General features: G+C 69.2%; 18 protein-coding genes. 13 read left to right on the top strand and 5 right to left on the bottom strand.

The features are described from left to right. Positions 1–90: 90 nt before the first annotated feature. Positions 91–1,377 carry an ATP-dependent Clp protease ATP-binding subunit ClpX gene (gene clpX / locus ACWGI2_RS13310; protein WP_160505024.1) on the top strand — a complete coding sequence of 429 codons (1,287 nt, stop codon included), beginning with the start codon at positions 91–93 and terminating at the stop codon, positions 1,375–1,377. A gap of 80 nt (positions 1,378–1,457) precedes the next feature. Here the strand turns inward: clpX and ACWGI2_RS13305 are convergent, their stop codons facing one another. The 3 genes from ACWGI2_RS13305 to ACWGI2_RS13295 all read right to left on the bottom strand — a co-directional run bounded on the left by ACWGI2_RS13305 (position 1,458) and on the right by ACWGI2_RS13295 (position 4,367). Beyond that, positions 1,458–2,309: a hypothetical protein gene (locus ACWGI2_RS13305; RefSeq protein ID WP_453695322.1), complete on the bottom strand. Its 852-nt coding sequence runs from the start codon at positions 2,307–2,309 to the stop codon at positions 1,458–1,460. A gap of 21 nt (positions 2,310–2,330) precedes the next feature. Continuing rightward, a complete protein-coding gene (locus tag ACWGI2_RS13300) occupies positions 2,331–3,302 on the bottom strand; it encodes a hypothetical protein (protein WP_453395542.1) in 972 nt (323 codons plus the stop codon). 120 nt (positions 3,303–3,422) lie between these two features. Continuing rightward, positions 3,423–4,367: a hypothetical protein gene (locus ACWGI2_RS13295; RefSeq protein ID WP_453395541.1), complete on the bottom strand. Its 945-nt coding sequence runs from the start codon at positions 4,365–4,367 to the stop codon at positions 3,423–3,425. A gap of 137 nt (positions 4,368–4,504) precedes the next feature. Between ACWGI2_RS13295 and ACWGI2_RS13290 the strand changes: the two genes are divergently transcribed. Then, a complete protein-coding gene (locus tag ACWGI2_RS13290; protein ID WP_453395540.1) occupies positions 4,505–7,129 on the top strand; it encodes a valine--tRNA ligase in 2,625 nt (874 codons plus the stop codon). 30 nt (positions 7,130–7,159) lie between these two features. Here ACWGI2_RS13290 and ACWGI2_RS13285 read toward each other — a convergent pair whose 3' ends face one another. Then, positions 7,160–7,825, bottom strand: a complete 666-nt coding sequence (locus tag ACWGI2_RS13285; protein WP_453395539.1) for a hypothetical protein — start codon at positions 7,823–7,825, stop codon at positions 7,160–7,162. A gap of 120 nt (positions 7,826–7,945) precedes the next feature. On the opposite strand from ACWGI2_RS13285, the gene ACWGI2_RS13280 reads away from it, so the two are divergent. Beyond that, positions 7,946–9,106 carry a sensor histidine kinase gene (locus ACWGI2_RS13280; protein WP_453695320.1) on the top strand — a complete coding sequence of 387 codons (1,161 nt, stop codon included), beginning with the start codon at positions 7,946–7,948 and terminating at the stop codon, positions 9,104–9,106. A 278-nt stretch (positions 9,107–9,384) separates the two neighbouring features. Here ACWGI2_RS13280 and ACWGI2_RS13275 read toward each other — a convergent pair whose 3' ends face one another. Next, complete coding sequence (locus ACWGI2_RS13275) at positions 9,385–10,392, bottom strand: rod shape-determining protein (protein WP_453395537.1); 1,008 nt, start codon at positions 10,390–10,392, stop codon at positions 9,385–9,387. Between the two features lie 132 nt (positions 10,393–10,524). Between ACWGI2_RS13275 and folC the strand changes: the two genes are divergently transcribed. The 10 genes from folC to ACWGI2_RS13225 all read left to right on the top strand — a co-directional run bounded on the left by folC (position 10,525) and on the right by ACWGI2_RS13225 (position 23,199). Continuing rightward, the gene (gene folC / locus ACWGI2_RS13270) at positions 10,525–12,060 is read left to right on the top strand and encodes a bifunctional tetrahydrofolate synthase/dihydrofolate synthase (protein ID WP_453395536.1); all 1,536 of its coding nucleotides are present in this window, start codon (positions 10,525–10,527) and stop codon (positions 12,058–12,060) included. A gap of 5 nt (positions 12,061–12,065) precedes the next feature. Continuing rightward, positions 12,066–12,422, top strand: a complete 357-nt coding sequence (locus tag ACWGI2_RS13265; RefSeq protein WP_453395535.1) for a DUF4233 domain-containing protein — start codon at positions 12,066–12,068, stop codon at positions 12,420–12,422. A gap of 99 nt (positions 12,423–12,521) precedes the next feature. Beyond that, positions 12,522–12,935: a nucleoside-diphosphate kinase gene (ndk, locus tag ACWGI2_RS13260; protein ID WP_160505015.1), complete on the top strand. Its 414-nt coding sequence runs from the start codon at positions 12,522–12,524 to the stop codon at positions 12,933–12,935. Positions 12,936–13,275: 340 nt separating this feature from the next. After that, positions 13,276–14,295 carry a rod shape-determining protein gene (locus ACWGI2_RS13255; protein ID WP_160505014.1) on the top strand — a complete coding sequence of 340 codons (1,020 nt, stop codon included), beginning with the start codon at positions 13,276–13,278 and terminating at the stop codon, positions 14,293–14,295. A 230-nt stretch (positions 14,296–14,525) separates the two neighbouring features. After that, complete coding sequence (gene mreC, locus ACWGI2_RS13250) at positions 14,526–15,482, top strand: rod shape-determining protein MreC (protein ID WP_453395534.1); 957 nt, start codon at positions 14,526–14,528, stop codon at positions 15,480–15,482. A 14-nt stretch (positions 15,483–15,496) separates the two neighbouring features. Beyond that, complete coding sequence (mreD, locus tag ACWGI2_RS13245) at positions 15,497–16,168, top strand: rod shape-determining protein MreD (protein ID WP_160505012.1); 672 nt, start codon at positions 15,497–15,499, stop codon at positions 16,166–16,168. Beyond that, positions 16,165–18,339, top strand: coding sequence for a penicillin-binding protein 2 (gene mrdA, locus ACWGI2_RS13240; protein ID WP_453395533.1), 2,175 nt, complete (start codon positions 16,165–16,167; stop codon positions 18,337–18,339). The genes mreD and mrdA overlap by 4 nt, the downstream gene beginning before the upstream one ends. Next, positions 18,339–19,541: a rod shape-determining protein RodA gene (gene rodA / locus ACWGI2_RS13235; RefSeq protein WP_453395532.1), complete on the top strand. Its 1,203-nt coding sequence runs from the start codon at positions 18,339–18,341 to the stop codon at positions 19,539–19,541. The genes mrdA and rodA overlap by 1 nt, the downstream gene beginning before the upstream one ends. Positions 19,542–19,601: 60 nt before the next feature. Further along, a complete protein-coding gene (locus ACWGI2_RS13230; protein ID WP_453395531.1) occupies positions 19,602–21,212 on the top strand; it encodes a CYTH and CHAD domain-containing protein in 1,611 nt (536 codons plus the stop codon). 64 nt (positions 21,213–21,276) lie between these two features. Further along, positions 21,277–23,199 (top strand): TIGR03960 family B12-binding radical SAM protein, encoded by a 1,923-nt coding sequence (locus ACWGI2_RS13225; protein WP_453695319.1) that lies wholly within the window; start codon positions 21,277–21,279, stop codon positions 23,197–23,199. Positions 23,200–23,211 lie beyond the last annotated feature (12 nt).

Here is a 23,211-nt window from a genome sequence, read left to right as displayed (position 1 = left end):
GCCCGAACGGGGGGCCGGGCAAGGTACCGTCAGATAGAGGCACCAGGAGTCGCTGAACGTGGCGTCTCCCAGGCGAAGGGGAAGCACCTCGTGGCACGCATCGGTGACGGCGGCGATCTGCTCAAGTGCTCGTTCTGCGGGAAGAGTCAGAAGCAGGTCAAGAAGCTCATCGCAGGTCCCGGTGTGTACATCTGCGATGAGTGCATCGACCTCTGCAACGAGATCATCGAGGAAGAGCTCGCGGAGACGAGCGAGGTGCGCTGGGAGGAACTCCCCAAGCCTCGCGAGATCTACGAATTCCTCGAGGGGTACGTCGTGGGCCAGGAGCCCGCGAAGAAAGCCCTCTCGGTAGCGGTCTACAACCACTACAAGCGGGTCCAGGCCGGGGAGACCGGCGGCGCGCAGGGCCGTGACGACGCGATCGAACTCGCCAAGTCCAACATCCTGTTGCTCGGCCCGACCGGCTCCGGCAAGACGCTGCTCGCGCAGACGCTCGCGCGCATGCTGAACGTCCCGTTCGCCATCGCGGACGCGACGGCGCTCACGGAGGCGGGCTATGTCGGCGAGGACGTCGAGAACATCCTCCTGAAGCTCATCCAGGCCGCTGACTACGACGTCAAGAAGGCCGAGACGGGCATCATCTACATCGACGAGATCGACAAGGTCGCCCGCAAGAGCGAGAACCCTTCGATCACGCGCGATGTCTCGGGCGAGGGCGTCCAGCAGGCCCTGCTCAAGATCCTGGAAGGCACGACGGCTTCGGTGCCCCCGCAGGGCGGCCGCAAGCATCCGCACCAGGAGTTCATCCAGATCGACACGACGAACGTGCTCTTCATCGTGGGCGGCGCCTTCGCCGGCCTCGAGAAGATCATCGAGTCGCGGGCGGGCGCGAAGGGCATCGGCTTCGGCGCCACGATCCACTCCAAGCGCGAGCTCCAGGAGAAGGACCGGTTCGAGGACATCATGCCGGAGGACCTGGTGAAGTTCGGGATGATCCCGGAGTTCATCGGCCGCCTCCCCGTGATCACCTCGGTCCACAACCTCGACCGCGAGGCCCTGCTCCAGATCCTGGTGGAGCCGCGCAACGCACTCGTGAAGCAGTACCAGCGCCTGTTCGAACTCGACGGCGTGGAGCTGGACTTCGAGCGCGAGGCGCTGGAGGCCATCGCCGACCAGGCGATCCTGCGCCAGACCGGCGCGCGAGGGCTGCGCGCCATCATGGAGGAGGTCCTCCAGTCGGTGATGTACGAGGTTCCGTCCCGCAAGGACGTGGCCCGCGTGGTCATCACGGCGGACGTCGTCCACTCGAACGTCAACCCGACCCTGGTGCCGCGCGACGCGCGGGGCCCGGGCGCGGGCGAGCAGAAGTCGGCGTAGTTTCCAGGACTACGTGACATACGCGAAAGGGGCGCCCGGCGATTCGTTCGCCGGGCGCCCCTTCGTCTGTTCCGTACCGCCTACTTGACCTCTACGCGCACGTCGTCACGCAGGTTGGTCACCAAGCTGGCGACGTTCTCCAGCTTGATGTCCGCGCCGCCGGCGGTCGCCGCGACGTCGGAGTAGGCCGCGGACGCGACCGTGCTGTGGTCGCCCCAGACGCATATCGGCGTCTTGAAGCTGTTCGGCACGCCCTCGTCGTCCGGGCCGACGTCACCCATCTTGAACTCGGCCTCCTGGCACTTCATGACGCCGTTCTCGAAGCCGTCCGGGGTGAACTCCTCGGGGCTGCCGATGAGGCTCAGGCTGCCGGGCTCCTCGGTGGACTTCCTCTTCATCTCGGCGAACATGGCGTCGACGACCTTCTCCGGGTCCTCGATCTCGCCGTACACACCTGAGTAGTTGAGGGACTTCATGGTCGCGCCCTCGCCGTAGTTGTACGCGGCGTGGGCGTCCTTGGGATTGCTGACGCCCTGCTCCTCCAGGTCCTTCAGGTCGCTCGACGACATACCGCCACCGCTGCCGCCCGACGTGTCCTTCTTGTACTGACCGCCGAGGACGCTCTCGGGCGCCGTCAGCTTGTACGTCTTGCCGTCATCGGCGACGGAACCGCTGTCCTTGCCGGCGGTGAACCACCAGACACCGGCGCCCACCGCGGCGACCGCGACGACGACACCGACGATGATCCCGGCCTTCTTGCCGCCACCGCCCGACGGGGGCTGCCCGTACGGGGGCTGCCCGTACGGAGCTTGCCCGTAAGGGCCCTGGGGCTGCTGCGGGTAGCCGTACCCGGGCTGCGGGGCGGGCGGCTGCTGGGGGCCGCCGTAGGGCGCCTGCTGGCCGCCGTACGGGCCAGGCTGGTTGTAGCTCATCGTGTGGATTCCCCTCCGGCGTCAGAGCTTGACGCGAACTTCCTTGCGGAACTTGGCCGTCTTGTCCGCCGCTTCGTCGAGGTCGACGCTCTTGCCGGCCATCGCGTTCGCCACGTCCGTAGTGATCACGATGCCCAGCGTGCTCTTGTCGCCCCAGATGCAGGTGGCCATCGACATCTCGCTGGGGCCCGACGTGCTGCCGGTCGACGACGAGCCGAAGTCGAGCTTCATCTCCTGGCACTTGAGCACCGCACCGTCGAGACCGGCGGGGCTGTACGACTTGGGGCTGCCGACCAGCGTCATCGACTCGCCGGAACTGCCGCTGCCGCCTTCCTGGGCGTTCTTCTCCGCCTCGCCGAACATCGCGTCGACGACCTTCTCCGGGTCCGCTATGTCGCCGTAGACGCCGTTGAACTGCAGAATCTTCTGCGACAGCGGGTTGTCCTTGTCGCCCGCCTGGTACTGCGCCGCGACGTCCTTGGCGTTCTTCACGCCGTGCTCCTCGGCCTTCTTGACGTCGCTGGAGGTCATGCCGCTCTCGCTGGCCCCCTCCTCGCCCTTCTTGTACTCGGAGAGCACCACCGCGGGCGTGATCAGCTTGTGCGGACCGTCGTCCTTGATGCCGGCCTCGTCGCCTCCGCCGCCTGCGACGTTCGAGGAGCCGCCGCCCTTGCCCTTGTCGTCGTCACCGCCCGCGAAGGCGAAGTAGCCACCCACGGCGACCGCGACGACCGCGACCACGGCGGCGATGACGATGCCGGTCTTCTTGCCGCCGCCGCCCTGGGGCGGAGGCGGCGGGACCTGCCCGTAGGGAGCCTGCTGGCCGTAAGGCGCCTGCGGCTGGCCGTACGGGCCCGGCTGCTGCGGAGGCACGCCCTGCGGGGCCTGCGGGGGGTAGCCGTAGCCGGGCTGCGGGGCCTGCGGCTGCTGGCCGTAGGGGCCGGGCTGTTGGGGCTGCTGGCCACCGTACGGGCCTGGCTGGTTGTAGCTCATGACGTGGGTTCCCCCGTGAGTGCGCTTATGTGATGCCGACATCCTGACGTAAGCAGCCCCGGCCGAATCGACCGGGGCTGCTGTGCGCGAGGTGACGCCGTCAGGACATCGGGCGAGAAATCAGGCCTTGACGCGGACTTCCTTGCGAAGCTTCGTCGTTGTGTCCGCGGCGTCCTCCAGCGAGGCGCCCTTGCCGGTCATGGCGCTCGCCATGTCGACCGGGATCACGATGCCGAGCGTGCTGTTGTCGCCCCAGATGCAGACGGGCATGCGGATCGACTTGGGTCCGGAGCCGCCGCCCTTGATCTCCGTCTCCTGGCACTTGAGCACCGCGCCATCGGCGTTGAAGCTCTTCGGGCTGCCGATCAGCTTGCCGGTGGAGGTGGAGGCGTCCTCCTTCTTCGACTCATCCTTCATCTTGTCGAACATCCCGTCGACGACCTTGGACGGGTTGTCGATCTCGCCGTAGACGCCCATGAACTTGATCATCTTCTGCGCCAACGGGTTGCTCTTGTCGCCCGACTGGTACTCGGCGTCGACGGGCTTGCCGTTCTTGACGCCGTCCTTCTCGGCCCGCTCCATGTCGTCGTCGTTGAACCCGCCGTCGGACGACGCCTGCTTCTTGTACTCGGAGAGCACCGTCTCGGGCGTCACCAGCTTGTGCGCGCCGTCGTCCGCCACCGCCGCGTTGCCCGCCGACGACGAGCTGTCGTCCTTGCCCGCCGTGAACCACCAGATGCCGCCGCCGATCGCGACGAGCGCCACGACCGCGCCGATGATGAGGCCGGTCTTCTTGCCGCTGCCGCCACCCGCGGGCGGGGGCGGCGGGACCTGGCCGTAGGGGCCGCCCTGCTGGTTGTGGTCGTACGGACCCGGCTGCTGCGGCTGGCTGTAGCCGCCCTGCTGCGGGGGGACTCCCTGCGGTGCCTGCTGCGGGTAGCCGTAGCCGGGCTGGGGTGCCTGCGGCTGCTGGCCGTAGGGGCCAGGCTGGCCCGGCTGCTGCCCGTAAGGACCGGGCTGCTGGGGCTGCTGCCCGCCGTACGGGCCAGGCTGGTTGTAGCTCATTGCGTGGGTTCCCCTCCGAACGCTTATGTGTTCCCGACATCCTGTACGAAGGCAGAGCCCCCGTGTGGCTCGCGGCCGCAACCGTTACTCAAGAATCCGGTTTCGGGACGGGTCTGTGACACCTCTAAACTGGCCCGGTGACCGAGAACACTCAGCAGCAGAATCCAGCGCCCATCACCGAACTGCCGACCCAGTACGCGCCGGCCGAGGTAGAGGGGACGCTGTACGAGCGCTGGGTAGAACGCGGCTACTTCTCCGCCGACGCGGCGAGCGAGAAGCCCCCGTACACCGTCGTCATCCCGCCGCCGAACGTCACCGGCTCCCTGCACCTCGGGCACGCCTTCGAGCACACGCTCATCGACGCCCTCACGCGCCGCAAGCGCATGCAGGGCTTCGAGACGCTGTGGCAGCCGGGCATGGACCACGCGGGCATCGCCACGCAGAACGTCGTGGAGCGCGAGCTCGCCAAGGAGGGCAAGTCCCGCCACGACCTGGGGCGCGAGGAGTTCATCGAGCGCGTCTGGAAGTGGAAGGGCGAGTCCGGCGGCCAGATCTCCGGGCAGATGCGCCGCCTCGGCGACGGCGTCGACTGGGACCGTGAGCGGTTCACCATGGACGAGGGGCTCTCGCAGTCCGTCCAGACCATCTTCAAGAAGCTCTACGACGACGAGCTGATCTACCGCGCCGAGCGCATCATCAACTGGTGCCCGCGCTGTCTGACCGCGATCTCGGACATCGAGGTCGAGTACCAGGACGACGACGGCGAGCTCGTCTCGCTGAAGTACGGCGAGGGGGACGAGACCGTCGTCGTCGCCACCACCCGCGCCGAGACGATGCTCGGTGACACGGCCATCGCCGTCCACCCCGACGACGAGCGGTACAAGCACCTCGTCGGCAAGCTGATCAAGCTGCCGCTGACCGACCGCTCGATCCCGGTCGTCGCGGACGAGCACGTCGACCCCGAGTTCGGCACCGGCTGCGTCAAGGTGACCCCGGCGCACGACCCGAACGACTTCGAGATCGGCCAGCGCCACGGCCTGCCCAACATCGCGGTCATGGACGAGCACGCCGTCATCACGGTCCCCGGCCCCTTCCAGGGCCTGGACCGCCTGGAGGCCCGCTCGGCCATCGTCGGCGCGCTGCGCGCCGAGGGCCGCATCGTCGCCGAGAAGCGCCCGTACACGCACTCGGTCGGCCACTGCTCGCGCTGCAAGACCACCATCGAGCCCCGCCTGTCGATGCAGTGGTGGGTCAAGGTCGGCCCGCTGGCGAAGGCCGCCGGTGACGCGGTCCGCGACGGAAAGGTCGCGATCCACCCGCAGGAGATGGAGAAGCGCTACTTCGACTGGGTCGACAACCTCCACGACTGGTGCATCTCGCGCCAGCTGTGGTGGGGCCACCGGATCCCGGTCTGGTACGGGCCCAACGGCGAGGTCGTCTGCGTCGGTCCCGACGACGAGGCGCCCACGGGTGAGGGCTGGACCCAGGACTCCGACGTCCTGGACACGTGGTTCTCCTCCGGCCTGTGGCCGTTCTCCACGCTCGGCTGGCCCGAGCAAACCGACAGCCTCGCGAAGTTCTATCCGAACTCCGTCCTGGTCACCGGCTACGACATCCTCTTCTTCTGGGTCGCCCGGATGATGATGTTCGGTCTGTACGCGATGGACGGCACCCCGCCGTTCCACACGATCGTGCTGCACGGCATGGTCCGCGACCAGTTCGGCAAGAAGATGTCGAAGTCCTTCGGCAACGCGGTCAACCCGCTCGACTGGATGGACAAGTACGGCTCGGACGCCGTCCGCTTCACGCTCGCCCGCGGCGCCAACCCCGGCGTCGACGTGCCGATCGGCGAGGACTGGGTCCAGGGCTCGCGCAACTTCGCCAACAAGATCTGGAACGCCACGCGCTTCGCGCTGATGAACGGCGCCACGATCGAGGGCGATCTGCCGCCCGTGGAGCAGCTCTCGGCGACGGACCGCTGGATCCTGTCCCGGCTGAACGCGACGGTCGCCGAGGTCGACGCGCTCTACGACGACTACCAGTTCGCCAAGCTGTCGGACGCCCTCTTCCACTTCGCGTGGGACGAGGTCTTCGACTGGTACGTCGAGCTGTCCAAGACCACGTTCATGGGCGGCGGCGACGCGGCGAAGGTCTCGGGCCGCGTCCTGGGCGAGGTCCTCGACGTGACCCTGCGCCTCCTGCACCCGATCGTCCCGTTCGTGACGGAGACGCTCTGGACGACCCTCACCGGCCGCGAGTCCCTCGTGATCGCCGAGTGGCCCAAGGACAGCGGCTTCCGCGACCGGGGCGCCGAGCAGGAGATCGAGACCCTCCAGCAGGTCATCACCGAGGTCCGCCGCTTCCGCGCCGACCAGGGCCTCCAGCCGGGCCAGAAGGTCCCGGCCCGCCTCACCCTGGACGGCACGGCGCTCGCCCCGCACGAGGCGGCCATCCGTCAGCTCCTGCGCCTCCAGCCGGAGGGCGAGGGCTTCGCGGCCACCGCCACGCTGCCGGTCTCGGGCGCCACGGTCGCGCTCGACCTGTCCGGCACGATCGACGTCGCGGCGGAGCGCAAGCGCCTCGCCAAGGACCTCGCGGCGGCCGAGAAGGAGAAGGCGCAGGCCACGGCGAAGCTCGGCAACGAAGCGTTCCTGGCGAAGGCGCCGGACAACGTGGTCGACAAGATCCGCGGCCGCCTCACCAAGGCGGACGCCGACATCGCCCGTCTTCAGGCCCAGCTGGACGGGCTGCCGCAGGCTTAGTCAGGCGGTGCTTGGTCAGGCGGTGCCTGGTCAGGCAGTGGTGACAGGGTCCATGGAACCGGAGGGTTCCATGGACCCTGTCCCGTGTTCGTGTCCCGTCTCCTGTACGGGGATGTACACCTGCTCGGGGATGTGCAGCCCGAGGCGCACCAGCTCCGCCTCGGCGAGCGCGTCGATGATGGCGGGGTCGCCGCCGCGCCAGCCCTCGGCGAGGCTGCCGGCGGTCGCGTCGGGGAGTTCGTACGCGGTCCGCGCGACCTCGTCCAGGGGACGCAGCAGGGCGCGCAGGGCGAGCAGTTCGCGGCCGTCGTCGCTGGCGGCGAGCTCGTGGGCGGCGGCTGCCTGCCGGATCCAGCGCAGGCGGCGGGGGAGCCAGCTGCTGAGCACGAGACCGACGGGTACGAGGAAGACGGCGACGGCGCCCACGATCACCGCCGCGCGTACGGTCACCGGGTCCCCGGCTCCGGCGGCGTCCGCGGCGGCCCGCAGCGCGGAGTCGACGCGATCACCGACCAGGGGCAGGCGTGAGGGGTCGCCGATGGGCGGGGGCGGTGCCTCCGGCGCGGGGCGGGTGAGCAGACAGGCCAGCCGGTAGGCGACGACGGCGGCGGCGCTCCACAGCGCGGTCCAGAGCAGGACCGCGCCGTCGCCGAGGAGCTGGCGGGTCCGTCGGCCGGGGTTCTGGGCATACCACATGGTCTGATTTGACCCCCGGGGGCGGCCTTTCCGGGACCGCCACGCCGACGTGTCACACTTCACGAAATAAAGGTCATAAGTCCGATGATTCGGGCAGAAAGACCTTGGATGATGGTGGACATGCACGACCTGCCCGTCGCCCAGGCGATTCGCGAGGCGGCGGCCCCGGGCCGTCGTCTCGCCGGGCGCTGGGCGCGAGCGCCCCGCGTGCAGGACGCTCTCACCGCGCTGAGCTGCCTGGCCCTGATGAGCCTGGACATCCCCGGCCTCGCCGAGGCGGACAACTCCCTCAACGGCCCGCTCGCGGCCCTGGTCCTCGCCTGCGGCGCCGCGTCGCTGCTGCTGCGCCGCCGCGCGCCCTGGGTGACGTACGCGGTGGCTCTCGCGCTCGTCGGCTGGCTGCACGAGCTGACCCTCGCTCAGTTCGCGCTGTACTCCCTGGGCAGGTACCGGGGGCGTCTCGCCGGTACGTTCGGCGTGCTCGGCTATGTGGCTTTCGCGTACGTGATGTTCACTCTGCCCGGCTGGCCGGTGCACCGCGGTGACACCCTGAGCTCCTTCCTCAGCCTGGTCGTGCCGATCGGTGTGCTCGCGGCGGGGGTCGGCGTCGCGGCCAACCGCCAGGACCTGGTGCGTGCGCTTCAGGCCCAGCGGGCCGAGACGGACGCGTTGCACGCGGTCCAGCGGGAGCGGGCCCGTATCGCACGGGACGTGCACGACTTCGTCGGCCGTGAGCTGACGCTGTTGAGCGTGCGCTCTCAGGTGCTTGCCCGGCGTGCGACGGGCGGGGCCTTCGAGGACGGCTTCGAGGAACTGTCGGAGACGGCGCGCTCGGCGCATCGCATGCTGAACGAGATCATCGTGCGGCGCGGTGTGGACGGCGCTCCGACTCCCGGGCTCGACGCGCTCCCTGAACTGGCCGAGCGCAGTGAGCGGGCGGGCACGCCGGTCGACCTCCTGATCGACGGGTCGGCCTACCGCCTGTCGCCGATCCGGCAGGCGGCGGTGCATCGGGTGGTGCAGGAGTGTCTGACGAACGCGGCGAAGCATGCGCCGGGGGAGCGGGTGGACGTACGGGTGCGGGTGGCCGACGGCCACCCGCACGTGAACGTCCGCAACGCCCTGCCCGCGGCCGGCCCGGCCCCGTCGCCGGTCTCCGCGGGGACCGGCACCGCGGGGATGGCCGAGCGGGTCCACACGGTGGGCGGCAGCTTCTCGGCGGGCCCCTGCCGGGGGGCTTACGAGGTCCTGGCGACGCTGCCCGCGGGGGACTTGGCCTGAGGGCCTTGTGGTTACCCCGCGGCGCCCCCTGCACGAACAAGCTTTCCCGCCCACCCGCCCGATTGCCCCGCAGCGAACCCGATTTCCGGAAGAGCGGGGGCGGCGGCCCGCAGTCGGCATCGAGACGCGAGGGGACGTGCCGGTATGTCTGCCCGGAGCACGGCTCGCGGCGCTCCGGTGTCGAAGCAGCCCAGCGGCCACCGGACGATAGCGAGGACGGACATACCGGCGCGGCCCCGCCCCACAGACAGACCCGCACCGCCCCGCCCGCCGCAGCCCTACGCCGCCGACATCACCCGCTCCAACCCGTCGAAGTCCTCCACGCACTTGCCGCAGCCCAGCGCCACACTGTCCAGTGGGTCATCCGCCACGAACACCGGGATCCCCGTGGCTGACGCCATGCGGAGGTCCAGGGCGGGCAGCAGCGCGCCGCCGCCCGTCAGGACGATGCCGTGTTCCATGACGTCCCCGGACAGCTCCGGCGGGCACTCCTCCAGCGTCGTACGCACCGCGGCGATCACCGCCTCCACCGGCTCGTCCAGCGCCGCCCGCACCTCACGTGCCGTCAGCTCCACCGTCTTCGGCAGCCCCCGCACCTTCTCCCGCCCCCGCACGGTGAACGTCCGCGACTCCAGCGCCTCGTCCTCCGGAACCGGCCACGCCGAGCCGATGGCGACCTTGATGTCCTCGGCGGTCCGCTCGCCGATGAGCAGCCCGTGCTCCTTGCGCACGAAGTTCGTGATCGCCTCGTCAAGGCGGTCCCCGCCCACCCGCAGCGACTGCGCCGTGACGATCCCCCCGAGGGAGATGACCGCGACCTCGGTCGTCCCGCCGCCGATGTCGACCACCATCGAGCCCCGCGGCTCCGCCACCGGAAGCCCCGCCCCGATCGCCGCGGCCATCGGCTCCTCCACCAGATGCACGGCACGGGCCCCCGCCCGCTGCGCCGCGTGCACGATGGCCCGGCGCTCGACCGGCGTGACACCGCTCGGCACGCACACCACCATCCGCGTACGGGGACGGCGCCCCGGCACGGCCTTGCGGACGAAGTGCCGGATCATCTCCTCGGCGGCTTCGTAGTCGCTGATCACGCCGTCACGGAGAGGACGGATCGCGGTGATGGAGCCCGGCGTTCGGCCGATCGTCTCCTTGGCCTCCGTACCGACGGCGAGGGCGGCCCGCGCGCCCACCTTGACGGCGACCACGGACGGCTCGTTGAGCACGATCCCCTGGCCGCGGACGTAGAGAAGGGTGTTCGCTGTGCCGAGGTCGATACCTATGTCCATGATCGCCAAGTTTGCCCGGCGATTCGCCGGATCGGCGGGACCTTGGTCCCGAATCGGGCAGGACCAAAGTCCCGAGAGAGCCTGAGCAGGTCCCGACGGCGGCTGTCACACCCCGTCCGTAGACTGGCGTACGTGAGTGACCTCCCCCCGCCTGACAGCGAGCACCCCGACCGCGACGACCACGACGGAAGCGACGACCGTTTCGCCGAGATCGTCGAAGCCGAGACCGACCGTGACCCCGACCTCGCCGTGATCGAGGCGGGCAGCCGCACCCTGCGCACCCAGGCGGGCCCGCCCCAGGGCGACATCCCCTCCCGCCCCACCGATCCGGAGGTGGACAAGGCGCTGCGCGAGGTCGAGACCGAGCTCGCGAGCCGCTGGGGAGAGACGAAGCTGGAGCCCTCCGTCAGCCGGATCGCCGCGCTGATGGACGTCCTGGGCGAGCCCCAGCGCGCGTACCCCTCGATCCACATCACGGGCACGAACGGCAAGACGTCCACGGCCCGCATGATCGAGGCACTCCTCTCCGCCTTCGAGCTGCGGACCGGGCGGTACACCTCCCCTCACGTCCAGTCGATCACCGAGCGGATCAGCCTGGACGGCGCCCCCATCGAGGCCGAGCGCTTCGTGGAGACGTACAACGACATCAAGCCGTACGTCGAGATGGTCGACGCCCAACAGGACTACAGGCTCTCCTTCTTCGAGGTGCTCACCGGCATGGCGTACGCGGCCTTCGCGGACGCCCCCGTGGACGTCGGCGTCGTCGAGGTCGGGATGGGCGGCAGCTGGGACGCGACGAACGTGATCGACGGCTCGGTCGCCGTCGTCACGCCCATCGACCTGGACCACACCGACCGCCTGGGCACGACGCCGGGCGCGATCGCCGCCGAGAAGGCCGGGATCATCAAGCCGGACGCGACGGTGATCCTCGCCCAGCAGCCCGTGGACGCGGCGCAGGTGCTCCTGAAGAAGGCCGTCGAGGTCGACGCGACGGTGGCCCGCGAGGGCCTGGAGTTCGGCATCGTCTCCCGCACGGTGGCGGTCGGCGGCCAGCTCCTGACCCTGCGCGGTCTCGGCGGGGAGTATGAGGAAGTCTTCCTGCCGCTCCACGGCGCCTATCAGGCGCACAACGCCGCCGTCGCGCTCGCCGCGGTGGAGGCGTTCTTCGGCATCGGCTCGCAGCACGCGCGCGTGCTCGACATCGACACCATCCGCAAGGCCTTCGCCTCGGTCTCGTCGCCGGGCCGCCTGGAGGTCGTGCGCACCTCGCCCACCGTCGTCCTGGACGCCGCGCACAATCCGGCGGGCGCCCGCGCCACCGCCGAGGCGGTCAGCGAGGTCTTCGACTTCAGCCGGCTGATCGGCGTGGTCGCGGCGAGCGACGGCAAGGACATGAAGGGGCTGCTCGAAGCCTTCGAGCCGATCTTCGCCGAGGTCGTCATCACGCAGAACTCCAGCCACCGCGCGATGGACGCGGACACGCTGGCCGGGCTCGCCGTCGAGGTCTTCGGCGACGACCGCGTCCAGGTCGAGCCGCGCCTGCCGGACGCGCTTGAGGCAGCGATCACCCTCGCCGAGGAAGAGGGCGAGTACGCGGGCGGTGGCGTCCTTGTCACCGGCTCCGTCATCACGGTCGGCGAGGCCCGACTGCTCCTGGGGAGGGGCTGACTCCTGTGCGTACGCTCTGTGCTTCGACGCTGATCGGCGAGTTCTTCGTCATCGGCTTCGCCGGTCTGGTGGCCATGAAGGACCCGGACCTGACGATGGGCACCGTCTGGACGGTCTGCGGCATCGCGATGCTGTTCTGCGTCCTGCTGTGCGGTGTGATCACCAGGCCCGGCGGGGTGCAGCTGGGCTGGGCGCTGCAGATCGCGCTCATCGCCAGCGGCTTCGTCGTACCGATCATGTTCTTCATGGGGGCGGTGTTCGCCGCGCTGTGGTGGGCCTCGATCCATTTCGGCCAGAAGATCGACGAGGCGAAGGCCAGGTTCGCGGCGCAGGCCGAGACAGAGGCCGGAGCCGAGGCCTAGCGAGACGGGCTTCCGGGGCCGGAGGTAACGCGGTGTAGTGGGTGCCGGTATCCTGCCGGGCAACCCACACGCTCGTAGAAAAACTGCTTGGAGCCGCACATGACCCAGCGCACTCTCGTCCTGCTCAAGCCCGACACCGTCCGTCGTGGCCTGATCGGCGAGATCATCGGCCGCATCGAGCGCAAGGCGGGCTGGACGATCTCCGCGCTCGAACTGCGTTCGCTCGACCAGGAGACGCTGGAGCAGCACTACGGCGAGCACAAGGGCAAGCCCTTCTACGAGCCGCTGGTCGACTTCATGTCCTCGGGTCCGGTCGTCGCGCTCGTCGTCGAGGGCGAGCGTGTCATCGAGGGCGTCCGCGCCCTCGCGGGTCCGACCGACCCGATCGCCGCCGCGCCCGGCTCCATCCGTGGCGACTTCGGCACCATCGTCCGGGAGAACCTCATCCACGCGTCGGACTCCGAGGAGTCCGCCGAGCGCGAGCTGAAGATCTTCTTCCCGGGTGTCGTCTGACCCGGGTGTCGTCCGGCGTCCGCATGCAGAGACGCGTGTAAAGAGTTCCGTAAAGACTTCTGACGCCTAGTCAGCAGGGCACCGCCCTGACCAGGGGTGGCCGAGAAAACCGGCCGCCCCTTGGCATATGCGCCCCAATTGGGGGAACCCGTGCCTCCGATGGCACGTCTCCAAGGGCGAGGCGGCGCATCATCTGCTGACAATGGCGAAGACCCTAGCGCCGTGTTCGTGCAGGCGAGACTACGATGGAAGCCTCCACGCCACACAGCACCCACCTCGCCTACCTAAAAAGCCATCAGAAGCTCCAGGGAAGGCCAGACGCATCCTCATGGGGAACAACATGTCGTTCATCGGCCGTGACATGGCTGTCGACCTCGGGACCGCCAACACGCTGGTGTACGTCAGGGGTCGCGGGATCGTTCTCAACGAACCGTCCGTTGTCGCGATCAACACCAACACCGGTGGCATCCTCGCTGTCGGCGCCGAAGCCAAGAAGATGATCGGTCGCACGCCGGGCAACATCGTCGCCGTGCGACCGCTGAAGGACGGCGTCATCGCCGACTTCGAGATCACCGAGCGGATGCTCCGCTACTTCATCCTGAAGATCCACAAGCGGCGGTACCTCGCTCGCCCGCGCGTCGTCGTCTGTGTGCCCTCCGGCATCACCGGAGTCGAGCGCCGCGCCGTCATCGAGGCCTCCTCGCAGGCCGGCGCCCGCCAGGTGCACATCATCGAGGAGCCCATGGCCGCGGCCATCGGTTCCGGCCTGCCGGTCCACGAGGCCACGGGCAACATGGTGGTCGACATCGGCGGCGGCACCACCGAGGTCGCCGTCATCTCGCTCGGCGGAATCGTCACGGCACAGTCGATCCGCGTCGCGGGCGACGAGCTGGACAACGCGATCATCCAGCACATCAAGAAGGAGTACTCCCTCCTCCTCGGTGAGCGCACGGCCGAGCAGATCAAGATCACCATCGGTTCGGCGTACGACATGGACGCCGACGAGCACACCGAGATCCGCGGCAGGGACCTGGTCTCCGGACTGCCCAAGACCGTCGTCATCTCCGCCGCCGAGGTCCGCAAGGCCATCGAGGAGCCGGTCAACGCGATCGTCGACGCGGTTAAGACGACCCTCGACAAGTGCCCGCCGGAGCTCTCCGGTGACGTGATGGACCGCGGCATCGTTCTCACCGGAGGCGGCGCCCTGCTGCGCGGCCTCGACGAGCGTCTGCGCCGCGAGACGGGCATGCCGATCCACATCGCCGAGGACCCGCTGGACAGCGTGGCGCTCGGCTCCGGCAAGTGCGTCGAGGAGTTCGAGGCGCTCCAGCAGGTCCTTGACGCATCGCCGCGCCGCTGAGAGTGGCGCGAACCCGCGATAAGGGTGTCCGCCGTACGAGTGCCTGTCACCTCGTGCGGCGGATCGTTGATATAGAGGGCTCAGAAGACAACGCACAACAAGGGCAAGGCATAACAATTCCGCGGCGCCCGCAGACGCCGCGGAATCGGATTGTTTAGATTTGCTCCTACATACGCACAGTTGCTCAGAATTCCAAGGATTTCCAACTGAGGAAGGCACGGCCGCCGCACGTGAGGGACACACGAGAGAGCCGGCTGCTCCTGGTGCTGCTGATCGCCATCGCGTTCGCTTTGATCACGGTGGACATCCGTGGTGGCGAGGACTCGCCGGTCGACGGTGCCCGCCAGGCCGCCGCCACGGTCTTCGGCCCGGTCGAGAACGGCGTGTCGTCCGCCGTCGACCCGATCGGCAACGCCATCGGCGCGGTACGGGACTCCGGCGACCGGCATGACCGGATCGCAGAACTCACGCGGCAGAACGCCGCGTTGAAGGCGAAGCTCGGCAGCGACGACCGCAACCGCAGTCGCGTCAGACAGCTGGACAGCATGCTCAAGAGCGCCGGTGCCGGTCAGTACGGCATCAAGGGCGCCGAAGTCATCGGCATAGGAGCGGCGCAGGGCTTCTCCTGGACCGTCACCATCGACGCGGGCGCCAACGACGGACTCAAGCGCGACATGACCGTACTGAACGGCGACGGCCTGGTCGGCCGCGTCACCACGGTCGGCCCCAGCACCGCGACCGTCCTGCTCGCCAACGACCCCGACTTCACCGTCGGCACCCGCATGGAGAAGACCGACGAACTCGGCTTCGCCACCGGACAGGGCGACCGCCCGCTCTCGGTGCAGATGCTCAACGGCAAGGCCGAGGTCAAGAAGGGCGACCGCCTGGTCACCTTCGGCTCGCAGGCCGACAAGCCGTTCGTGCCCGGTGTGCCGGTCGGCGAGGTCGTCCGCGTCGACCCGTCGGGCGGTGACCTGACGCGCAACATCTTCATCAAGCCGTACGTCGGCTTCACCAAGCTGGACATCGTCGGAGTCGTCGTCGAAGCGCCCCGCGAGGACCCGCGCGACACGGTCCTGCCGAAGAAGCCCGCCAAGCCGAAGCCGACCCCGACGGTGACCGTGACGGCCACTCCGTCAGGACAGCCCCCGGCCGACGGCGCCGACAACGGCAACGACGAGCAGTAGGAGCACCGGACCCCATGCGTTTCAACCGAATCCTGCTCTCCACCACCCTGATCGTCGTCGCACTGGTCATCCAGGTCAGCGTCCTGGCCCGGCTGCAACTGCCGGGCGCGGTCCCTGACCTGGTGCTGCTCACGGTGCTCGGCCTCGCCCTGGTCTACGGCCACGTGGGCGGCGCCCTCATCGGCTTCGGCGCCGGACTCCTCGCCGACCTGGCCCCGCCCGCCGACCACGCCGCCGGGCGGTACGCCCTGGTCCTGTGCGTCGTCGGCTACCTCGCGGGCCTGGCCAAGCCGGAGACCGGACGGCTCAGGTCGGCCACCGCGCCGCTCGTCGTGGTCGTCGGCGCCGCCATCGGATCGACCCTGCTCTACGCGGGCGTGGGCGCCCTCGTCGGGGACACCGCCGCCCGCCATGTGGGCCTGGGCGGGCTCCTCTTCACGGCCGCCCTGTACGACCTGCTGCTCGCGCCGTTCACGGTGCCGCTCATCATCGCGCTGGCCCGCAGAGCCGAGAACGACCCGCTGGGGGAGACCTCCCCGGCCAACAAGGCCACGGACGTCGCGTCCGGCTGGCTGTCCTCCGGCACCGGCCTGCGCATCGGAAACCAGCGCGGTGGCCTGCGGATGAAGGCAGCCAAGGCCCGCGTCGCGCGCGCCGGACGCATCAAGGGGGTCAAGCGCCTGTGACCAACATCCCCGAGACCGGACGGACCCCCCGGGTCCAGATCCGCCTCATCGTCATCCAGATCCTCGTGCTCTCCCTCCTCCTCACCCTCGGCGGCCGCCTCTGGTACCTCCAGATCCGCAACGGCGAGGAGTACGCCGAGGAAGCCTCCGGCAACCACGTCCAGCAGGTCGTCGACCCCGCCGTACGCGGCTCGATCCTCGACGCCCGCGGCGTGCCGATCGCCGACAACGAGACCCGCCTCGTCGTCTCCGCGTCCCGCACGGACCTGATGAAGATGAAGGACGACGGCAAGGCGGCCCTCGCCAAGCTCGCCGACGTCCTCGGCATGAGCACCAAAGAGGTCTCCGACAAGGTCCGCCTCTGCGACTCCAAGACCCCGCAGCCCTGCTGGAACGGCTCGCCCTACCAGCCGATCCCGATCACGGACGAGGCCTCGCCCAAGCAGGCCCTCCAGATCCGCGAGCGCGCCGAGGACTTCCCCGGCATCACCGCCGAGCCCACCGCCGTCCGCCGCTACGCCGCGCCCGGCAAGTCCAACACCGCCCAGGTCCTCGGCTATCTCTCGCCCGTCACCGACGAGGAGATCAAGAAGGCCGAGAACACCGAGTCGCCGTTCCTGCGCTCCGACCAGGTCGGCCGCTCCGGCCTCGAGCGGACCTACGACGCGCAACTGCGCGGCAAGGCAGGCGTCACCCGCTACGAGGTCGACAACCTCGGCCGCGTCATCGGCAAGGCGAAGGACGACCCGGCCGAGCCCGGCGCGAACGTCGTCACCAGCATCGACGCGCGCGTACAGGCCCTGTCCGAGTACTGGCTCAACGACGCGATGAAGAAGGCCCGCCAGGAGTTCGACAAGAACACCAACGAGAACTACAAGGCCGACGCGGGCGCCGTCGTCGTCATGGAGAACAAGACCGGACGCATCGTCTCCATGGCGTCCAACCCGACCTACGACCCGAACGCCTGGGTCGGCGGCATCTCCGGCAAGGACTACACGAAGCTCACCGGCAAGAAGTCCAACTACCCGCTCCTGAACCGCGCCATCCAGGGCCAGGCAGCCCCCGGCTCGATCTTCAAGGTCATCCCGACCACGGCGGCGGTCAACGCGGGCTACGACTTCAACGGGCGCTACCCCTGCCCCAGCTCATACTCCATCGGCGGCCAGACCTTCAAGAACTTCGAGTCCCAGGGCCACGGCAGCATCACCCTCGGCCAGGCACTCGAGGTCTCCTGCGACACCGTCTTCTACAAGCTCTCGCACGACCAGTGGGCCAAGGACGGCGGCAACAAGCCGAAGAAGGACGCCAAGGACTGGTTCTACAAGACCGCCCACCAGTTCGGCCTCGGCAAGGAGACCGGCATCGACCTGCCGAACGAGGTCACGGGCCGCGTCCCCGACCGCCAGTGGAAGAAGGACTACTGGAAGGCCAACAAGGACGGCTGGTGCAAGCAGGGCAAGAAGGGCGGTGACTACGTCGAGAAGATCGCGTACGAGAACTGCCTCGAAGGCATGAAGATGCGCGCCGGTGACTCCGTCAACTACTCCATCGGACAGGGCGACACCCTCGTCACGCCGATACAGATGGCGACGATCTACTCCGCCATCGCCAACGGCGGCACCATGTACAACCCCACGGTCGGCAAGGCGATCGTCAGCGCCGACGGCAAGCAGGTCCAGGAGATCAAGCCGAAGTCGCACGGCAAGCTGCCGATGAACGAGAAGACGCGCGCCGACATAGACGGTGCGCTCGCCGACGTGGCGACCAAGGGAACGGCCGCCTGGCGGTTCGGCGGCTGGCCGCAGGACAAGATCCCGATGCACGCCAAGACGGGTACGGCGGAGGTCCACGGCAAGCAGACCACCTCGTGGTTCGCGACGTACACCAAGGACTACTCGATCGTGATGACGATCTCCCAGGGTGGTACGGGTTCCGGTGCTTCGGGTCCCGCCGTCCGCAAGATCTACGACGGCATCTACGGCCTCGACGAGAACGGCAAGCAGGACCTCAAGAAGGCCCTCCTGCCCGAGCCGCAGAAGAACCTGCCGAAGATCGAGACAGACGGTTCGATCAAGTCCCCGAAGATCAAGCCGTACAAGCCTGAGGCCCCCAAGCCGCCGCAGGAGCCGCAGGAACTGGCGGGCGCGCCCGCGAACGGGAGGCGCGACTAGTGGCCGGCAACAATGGCTTCTCCGTCTCCGGCTACGGGCCCGAGCGCTCCTCGCTCTCGGCCCGCCTGTTCGCCCGCGACTCGCTGGTGCGCAGGATGGACTGGCCGATACTGCTCTCCGCGATCGTGCTCTCCGCGATCGGCTCCGCGCTCGTCTACTCGGCGACGCGCAACCGCACCGAGCTGGTCGGCGACGACCCGTACTCCTTCCTGTTCAAGCACGTCCTGAACACCGGCATCGGCATCGCCCTGATGGCGGGCACGGTGTGGCTCGGCCACCGGACGCTGCGGACGGCCGTGCCGATCCTCTACGGCATCTCCGTCTTCCTCGTCCTGCTCGTCCTCACCCCGCTCGGCGCGACGATCAACGGCGCGCACGCCTGGATCGTGCTCGGCGGCGGCTTCTCGCTCCAGCCCTCCGAGTTCGTGAAGATCACGATCATCCTGGGCATGGCGATGCTGCTCGCGGCGCGGGTGGACGCGGGCGACCGGGACCACCCCGACCACCGCACGGTCCTCCAGGCGCTCGGCCTGGCCGCCGTGCCGATAGTGATCGTGCTCCTCATGCCCGACCTCGGGTCGGTCATGGTGATGGCGATGATCGTGCTCGGCGTGCTGCTCGCGTCGGGCGCCTCCAACCGCTGGGTCTTCGGACTCCTCGGCACGGGCGCGGCCGGCGCGATCGCCGTCTGGCAGCTCGGCGTCCTGGACGACTACCAGATCGCCCGCTTCGCGGCCTTCGCCAACCCCGCGCTCGACCCGGCGGGCGTCGGCTACAACACCAACCAGGCGCGCATCGCGATCGGCTCCGGCGGTCTCTCGGGCACCGGCCTCTTCAAGGGCTCGCAGACGACGGGCCAGTTCGTGCCCGAGCAGCAGACGGACTTCGTGTTCACCGTCGCGGGCGAGGAGCTCGGCTTCGTGGGCGCGGGCCTCATCCTGGTGCTGCTCGGCGTCTTCCTCTGGCGCGCCTGCCGCATCGCGCGCGAGACGACCGAGCTGTACGGCACGATCGTCGCCGCCGGGATCATCGCCTGGTTCGCCTTCCAGTCCTTCGAGAACATCGGCATGACGCTCGGCATCATGCCGGTGGCCGGTCTGCCGCTGCCCTTCGTCTCGTACGGAGGGTCATCGATGTTCGCGGTCTGGGTGGCCGTCGGCCTGCTCCAGTCGATCAAGGTGCAGCGACCGATGTCGGCGTAGCTCAGCCCCGGGGCGTCTGGGGGACTGCCCAGCGCCCCGGATCCCGTCTAGATTCGGTTCATGGCGGAGACAAAGCGGGAGATCGAGCGGAAGTACGACGTCGAAGCGGCCGCGGAGCTGCCTGATCTGTCCGGTGTCGCAGGAGTGGCGAAGGTCGTCGACAAGGGTGTCGTCGAGCTGGACGCCGTCTATCACGACACGCCCGACCAACTCCTGCTCTCCGACTCGATCACGCTGCGCCGCCGCACCGGCGGCGACGACGAGGGCTGGCACCTGAAGCTGCCGGTGTCCCTCACGCAGGGCGTACGGGACGAGATCCAGGCCCCTCTCTCGGACTCCGTGCCGCCCGAGCTGTCCTCCCTGGTGCGCTCCCGGGTGCGCGACGCCGGACTTGTGCCCGTCATGCGCCTGTTGACCGCGCGGGACCTGCGCCACCTCCTCGACGGCGAGGGCGCCCTCCTTGCCGAGCTGAGCATCGACCGGGTCAGGGCCGAGCGGCTCACGGCGGGCGGCGGCACCGCCGAGTGGGCCGAGATCGAGGTGGAGCTCGCGGACGGCGCGGACCCCGCGCTGCTCGACCGGATCGAGAAGAAGCTCAAGAAGCTGGGCGTCGAACGGTCGACCGCCGCCTCGAAACTGGCCAAGGCCCAGGCAGGGACGGCTCTGCCCGCGACCCGGCAGCGGTTCGCGGAGAGCAGGCCGAAGTCTGCCGGGGCCAAGAAGGGGAAGAAGGGCGAGCACGCCGTTGTCGTCCATCTGAAGGACCCCGCCGTGCGACCCGACCCCGTCACCGCCGCCGACCACGTCCTCGCCTACATCCGCACCCAGCGCGACGCCATCGTCGCCCTCGACCCCGACGTCCGCCGTGACCTGCCGGACTCCGTGCACCAGATGCGGGTCGCCACGCGGCGCATGCGCAGCGCGTTCCGCTCGTACCGGAAGCTTCTCGACCGCTCCGTCACCGACCCGATCGGCGACGAACTGAAGTGGCTCGCGGGCGAGCTCGGCGTCGACCGCGACCAGGAGGTCCTTGCCGAGCGGCTCACGGACCGCATCGACGCCGTGCCGGGGACCCTGCTCCTCGGGCCGGTGCGGGCCCGGCTGCGCATCTGGAACGTAGTCGGCGCCGACGACGCCCGGAGCAGGACCGTCGCCACGCTCGAAGGAAAGCGGTACGTGCAGCTCCTGAACTCCGTCGACGCCCTGCTCGCCGATCCCCCGCTGCGCAAGGCCGCCACCGCGTCCCCCGCCAAGGCCCTGCCCAAGGCCGTCCGGAAGGACTACGCCCGCCTGGAGGCCCGCATCGAACACGCCCTCGCGCTTGCGCCGGGGGAGGAGCGCGACGTGGCGATGCATGGCGCCCGCAAGGCCGCCAAGCGTGCCCGGTACGCGGGCGAGGCGGCTAAGCCCGCGCTCGGCAAGCCCGCCAAGCGGTTCGCGAAGCGGATGAAGGCCGTCCAGAAAGTACTCGGCGATCACCAGGACAGCGTGGTCGCCCGCGACGCCCTGCGGACCCTCGCGATCCAGGCCCACGCGGCGGGCGAGACGGCCTTCACCTGGGGACTTCTGTACGGCCAGGAGGAGGCCGCCGCGGTGGACCGCGAGCGGGAGCTGCCGGAGGTGTGGGCCAAGGCGTCAAGGCCGAAACTGCGGTCGGCGTTGGGCGGCTGAGTACCGGGGTACGCTTGATGGTCACCCCTGCCAGATCATGAGAACCCTGCCGAAAGACGCTGTGATGCCTGTCGAGTCCGTCTTCCCACGCCTGGAAGCGCTTCTCCCGCACGTCCAGAAGCCCATCCAGTACGTCGGCGGAGAACTCAACTCCACCGTCAAGGACTGGGACGCGTGTGACGTCCGCTGGGCGCTCATGTACCCCGATGCCTACGAGGTCGGGCTGCCCAACCAGGGCGTCATGATCCTGTACGAGGTACTGAACGAGCGCGAGGGCGTCCTCGCCGAGCGCACGTACAGCGTCTGGCCGGACCTCGAAGAGCTGATGCGGGAGCACAAGGTCCCGCAGTTCACCGTGGACAGCCACCGCCCCGTCGGCGCCTTCGACGTGTTCGGGCTCAGCTTCTCCACCGAGCTCGGCTACACGAACATGCTCACGGCCCTCGACCTGGCCGGGATTCCCCTGGAGTCCAAGGACCGCACGGTCGACGACCCGATCGTCCTCGCCGGAGGCCACGCCGCCTTCAACCCCGAGCCGATCGCGGAGTTCATCGACTGCGCGGTCATCGGCGACGGCGAGCAGGCCGTGCTCGACATGACCGCGATCATCCGCGAGTGGAAGTCCGAGGGCCGCCCCGGCGGCCGCGAGGAAGTGCTCTTCCGCCTCGCCAGGACCGGCAACGTCTACGTCCCCGGGTTCTACGACGTCGAGTACCTCCCGGACGGGCGGATCGGCCGCGTCGTACCGAACAAGTCCGGTGTCCCGTGGCGCGTGTCCAAGCACACCGTCATGGACCTGGACGAGTGGCCCTACCCCAAGCAGCCCCTCGTGCCGCTGGCGGAGACCGTCCACGAGCGCATGTCCGTGGAGATCTTCCGCGGCTGCACCCGCGGCTGCCGCTTCTGCCAGGCCGGCATGATCACGCGCCCCGTGCGGGAGCGAAGCATCACCGGCATCGGCGACATGGTGGAGAAGGGCCTCAAGGCGACCGGCTTCGAAGAGGTCGGCCTGCTCTCGCTGTCCTCCGCGGACCACACGGAGATCGCGGACGTCGCCAAGGGCCTCGCGGACCGGTACGAGGAAGACAAGATCGGCCTCTCCCTGCCCTCGACCCGCGTCGACGCCTTCAACATCGACCTCGCGAACGAGCTGACGAGGAACGGCCGCCGGTCGGGCCTCACCTTCGCGCCCGAGGGCGGCAGCGAGCGGATGCGGAAGGTCATCAACAAGATGGTCTCCGAAGAGGACCTGATCCGCACCGTCGCGACCGCGTACGGCAACGGCTGGCGCCAGGTCAAGCTGTACTTCATGCTCGGCCTGCCCACCGAGACCGACGAGGACGTCCTGCAGATCGCGGACATGGCGGCGAACGTCATCGCCAAGGGCCGCGAGGTCGCGGGCAACGACATCCGCTGCACGGTCTCCATCGGCGGCTTCGTGCCCAAGCCGCACACGCCCTTCCAGTGGGCCCCGCAGCTGTCGGCGCAGGAGACGGACGCCCGCCTCGCGAAGCTGCGCGACAAGATCCGCGGCGACAAGAAGTACGGCCGCTCGATCGGCTTCCGCTACCACGACGGCAAGCCCGGCATCGTCGAGGGCCTGCTCTCGCGCGGCGACCGCCGCATCGGCTCGGTCATCCGCGCGGTGTACGAGGACGGCGGCCGCTTCGACGGCTGGCGCGAGCACTTCAGCTACGACCGCTGGATGGCGTGCGCCGAGAAGACGCTGCCCGACTTCGGCGTGGACGTCGACTGGTACACGACGCGTGAGCGCACGTACGAGGAGGTCCTGCCCTGGGACCACCTGGACTCCGGTCTCGACAAGGACTGGCTCTGGGACGACTGGCAGGACTCGCTCGACGAGACCGAGGTCGAGGACTGTCGCTGGACCCCCTGCTTCGACTGCGGCGTGTGCCCGCAGATGCAGACCGAGATCCAGATCGGCCCGACGGGCAAGAAGCTCCTTCCCCTGTCGGTAGTGAAGTAAGTGACGCAGGGG

This window comes from Streptomyces sp. NPDC054866 (assembly GCF_053610745.1).
The sequence above is the reverse complement of the archived record's forward strand: the minus strand, read 5'-3'. Positions and strand labels throughout refer to the sequence as shown.

Excerpts from the sequence above, each read along its gene's own strand:
- ACWGI2_RS13295 (WP_453395541.1), bottom strand. The coding sequence starts at position 4,367 with ATGAGCTACAACCAGCCTGGCCCGTACGGCGGGCAGCAGCCCCAGCAG.
- ACWGI2_RS13285 (WP_453395539.1), bottom strand. The coding sequence starts at position 7,825 with ATGTGGTATGCCCAGAACCCCGGCCGACGGACCCGCCAGCTCCTCGGC.
- ACWGI2_RS13300 (WP_453395542.1), bottom strand. The coding sequence starts at position 3,302 with ATGAGCTACAACCAGCCAGGCCCGTACGGTGGCCAGCAGCCCCAACAG.
- ACWGI2_RS13230 (WP_453395531.1), top strand. The coding sequence starts at position 19,602 with ATGGCGGAGACAAAGCGGGAGATCGAGCGGAAGTACGACGTCGAAGCG.
- ACWGI2_RS13280 (WP_453695320.1), top strand. The coding sequence starts at position 7,946 with ATGCACGACCTGCCCGTCGCCCAGGCGATTCGCGAGGCGGCGGCCCCG.
- mreD (WP_160505012.1), top strand. The coding sequence starts at position 15,497 with ATGCGTTTCAACCGAATCCTGCTCTCCACCACCCTGATCGTCGTCGCA.
- ACWGI2_RS13305 (WP_453695322.1), bottom strand. The coding sequence starts at position 2,309 with ATGAGCTACAACCAGCCTGGCCCGTACGGCGGCCAGCAGGCGCCCTAC.
- ACWGI2_RS13225 (WP_453695319.1), top strand. The coding sequence starts at position 21,277 with ATGCCTGTCGAGTCCGTCTTCCCACGCCTGGAAGCGCTTCTCCCGCAC.
- ACWGI2_RS13275 (WP_453395537.1), bottom strand. The coding sequence starts at position 10,392 with ATGGACATAGGTATCGACCTCGGCACAGCGAACACCCTTCTCTACGTC.
- ndk (WP_160505015.1), top strand. The coding sequence starts at position 12,522 with ATGACCCAGCGCACTCTCGTCCTGCTCAAGCCCGACACCGTCCGTCGT.
- ACWGI2_RS13255 (WP_160505014.1), top strand. The coding sequence starts at position 13,276 with ATGTCGTTCATCGGCCGTGACATGGCTGTCGACCTCGGGACCGCCAAC.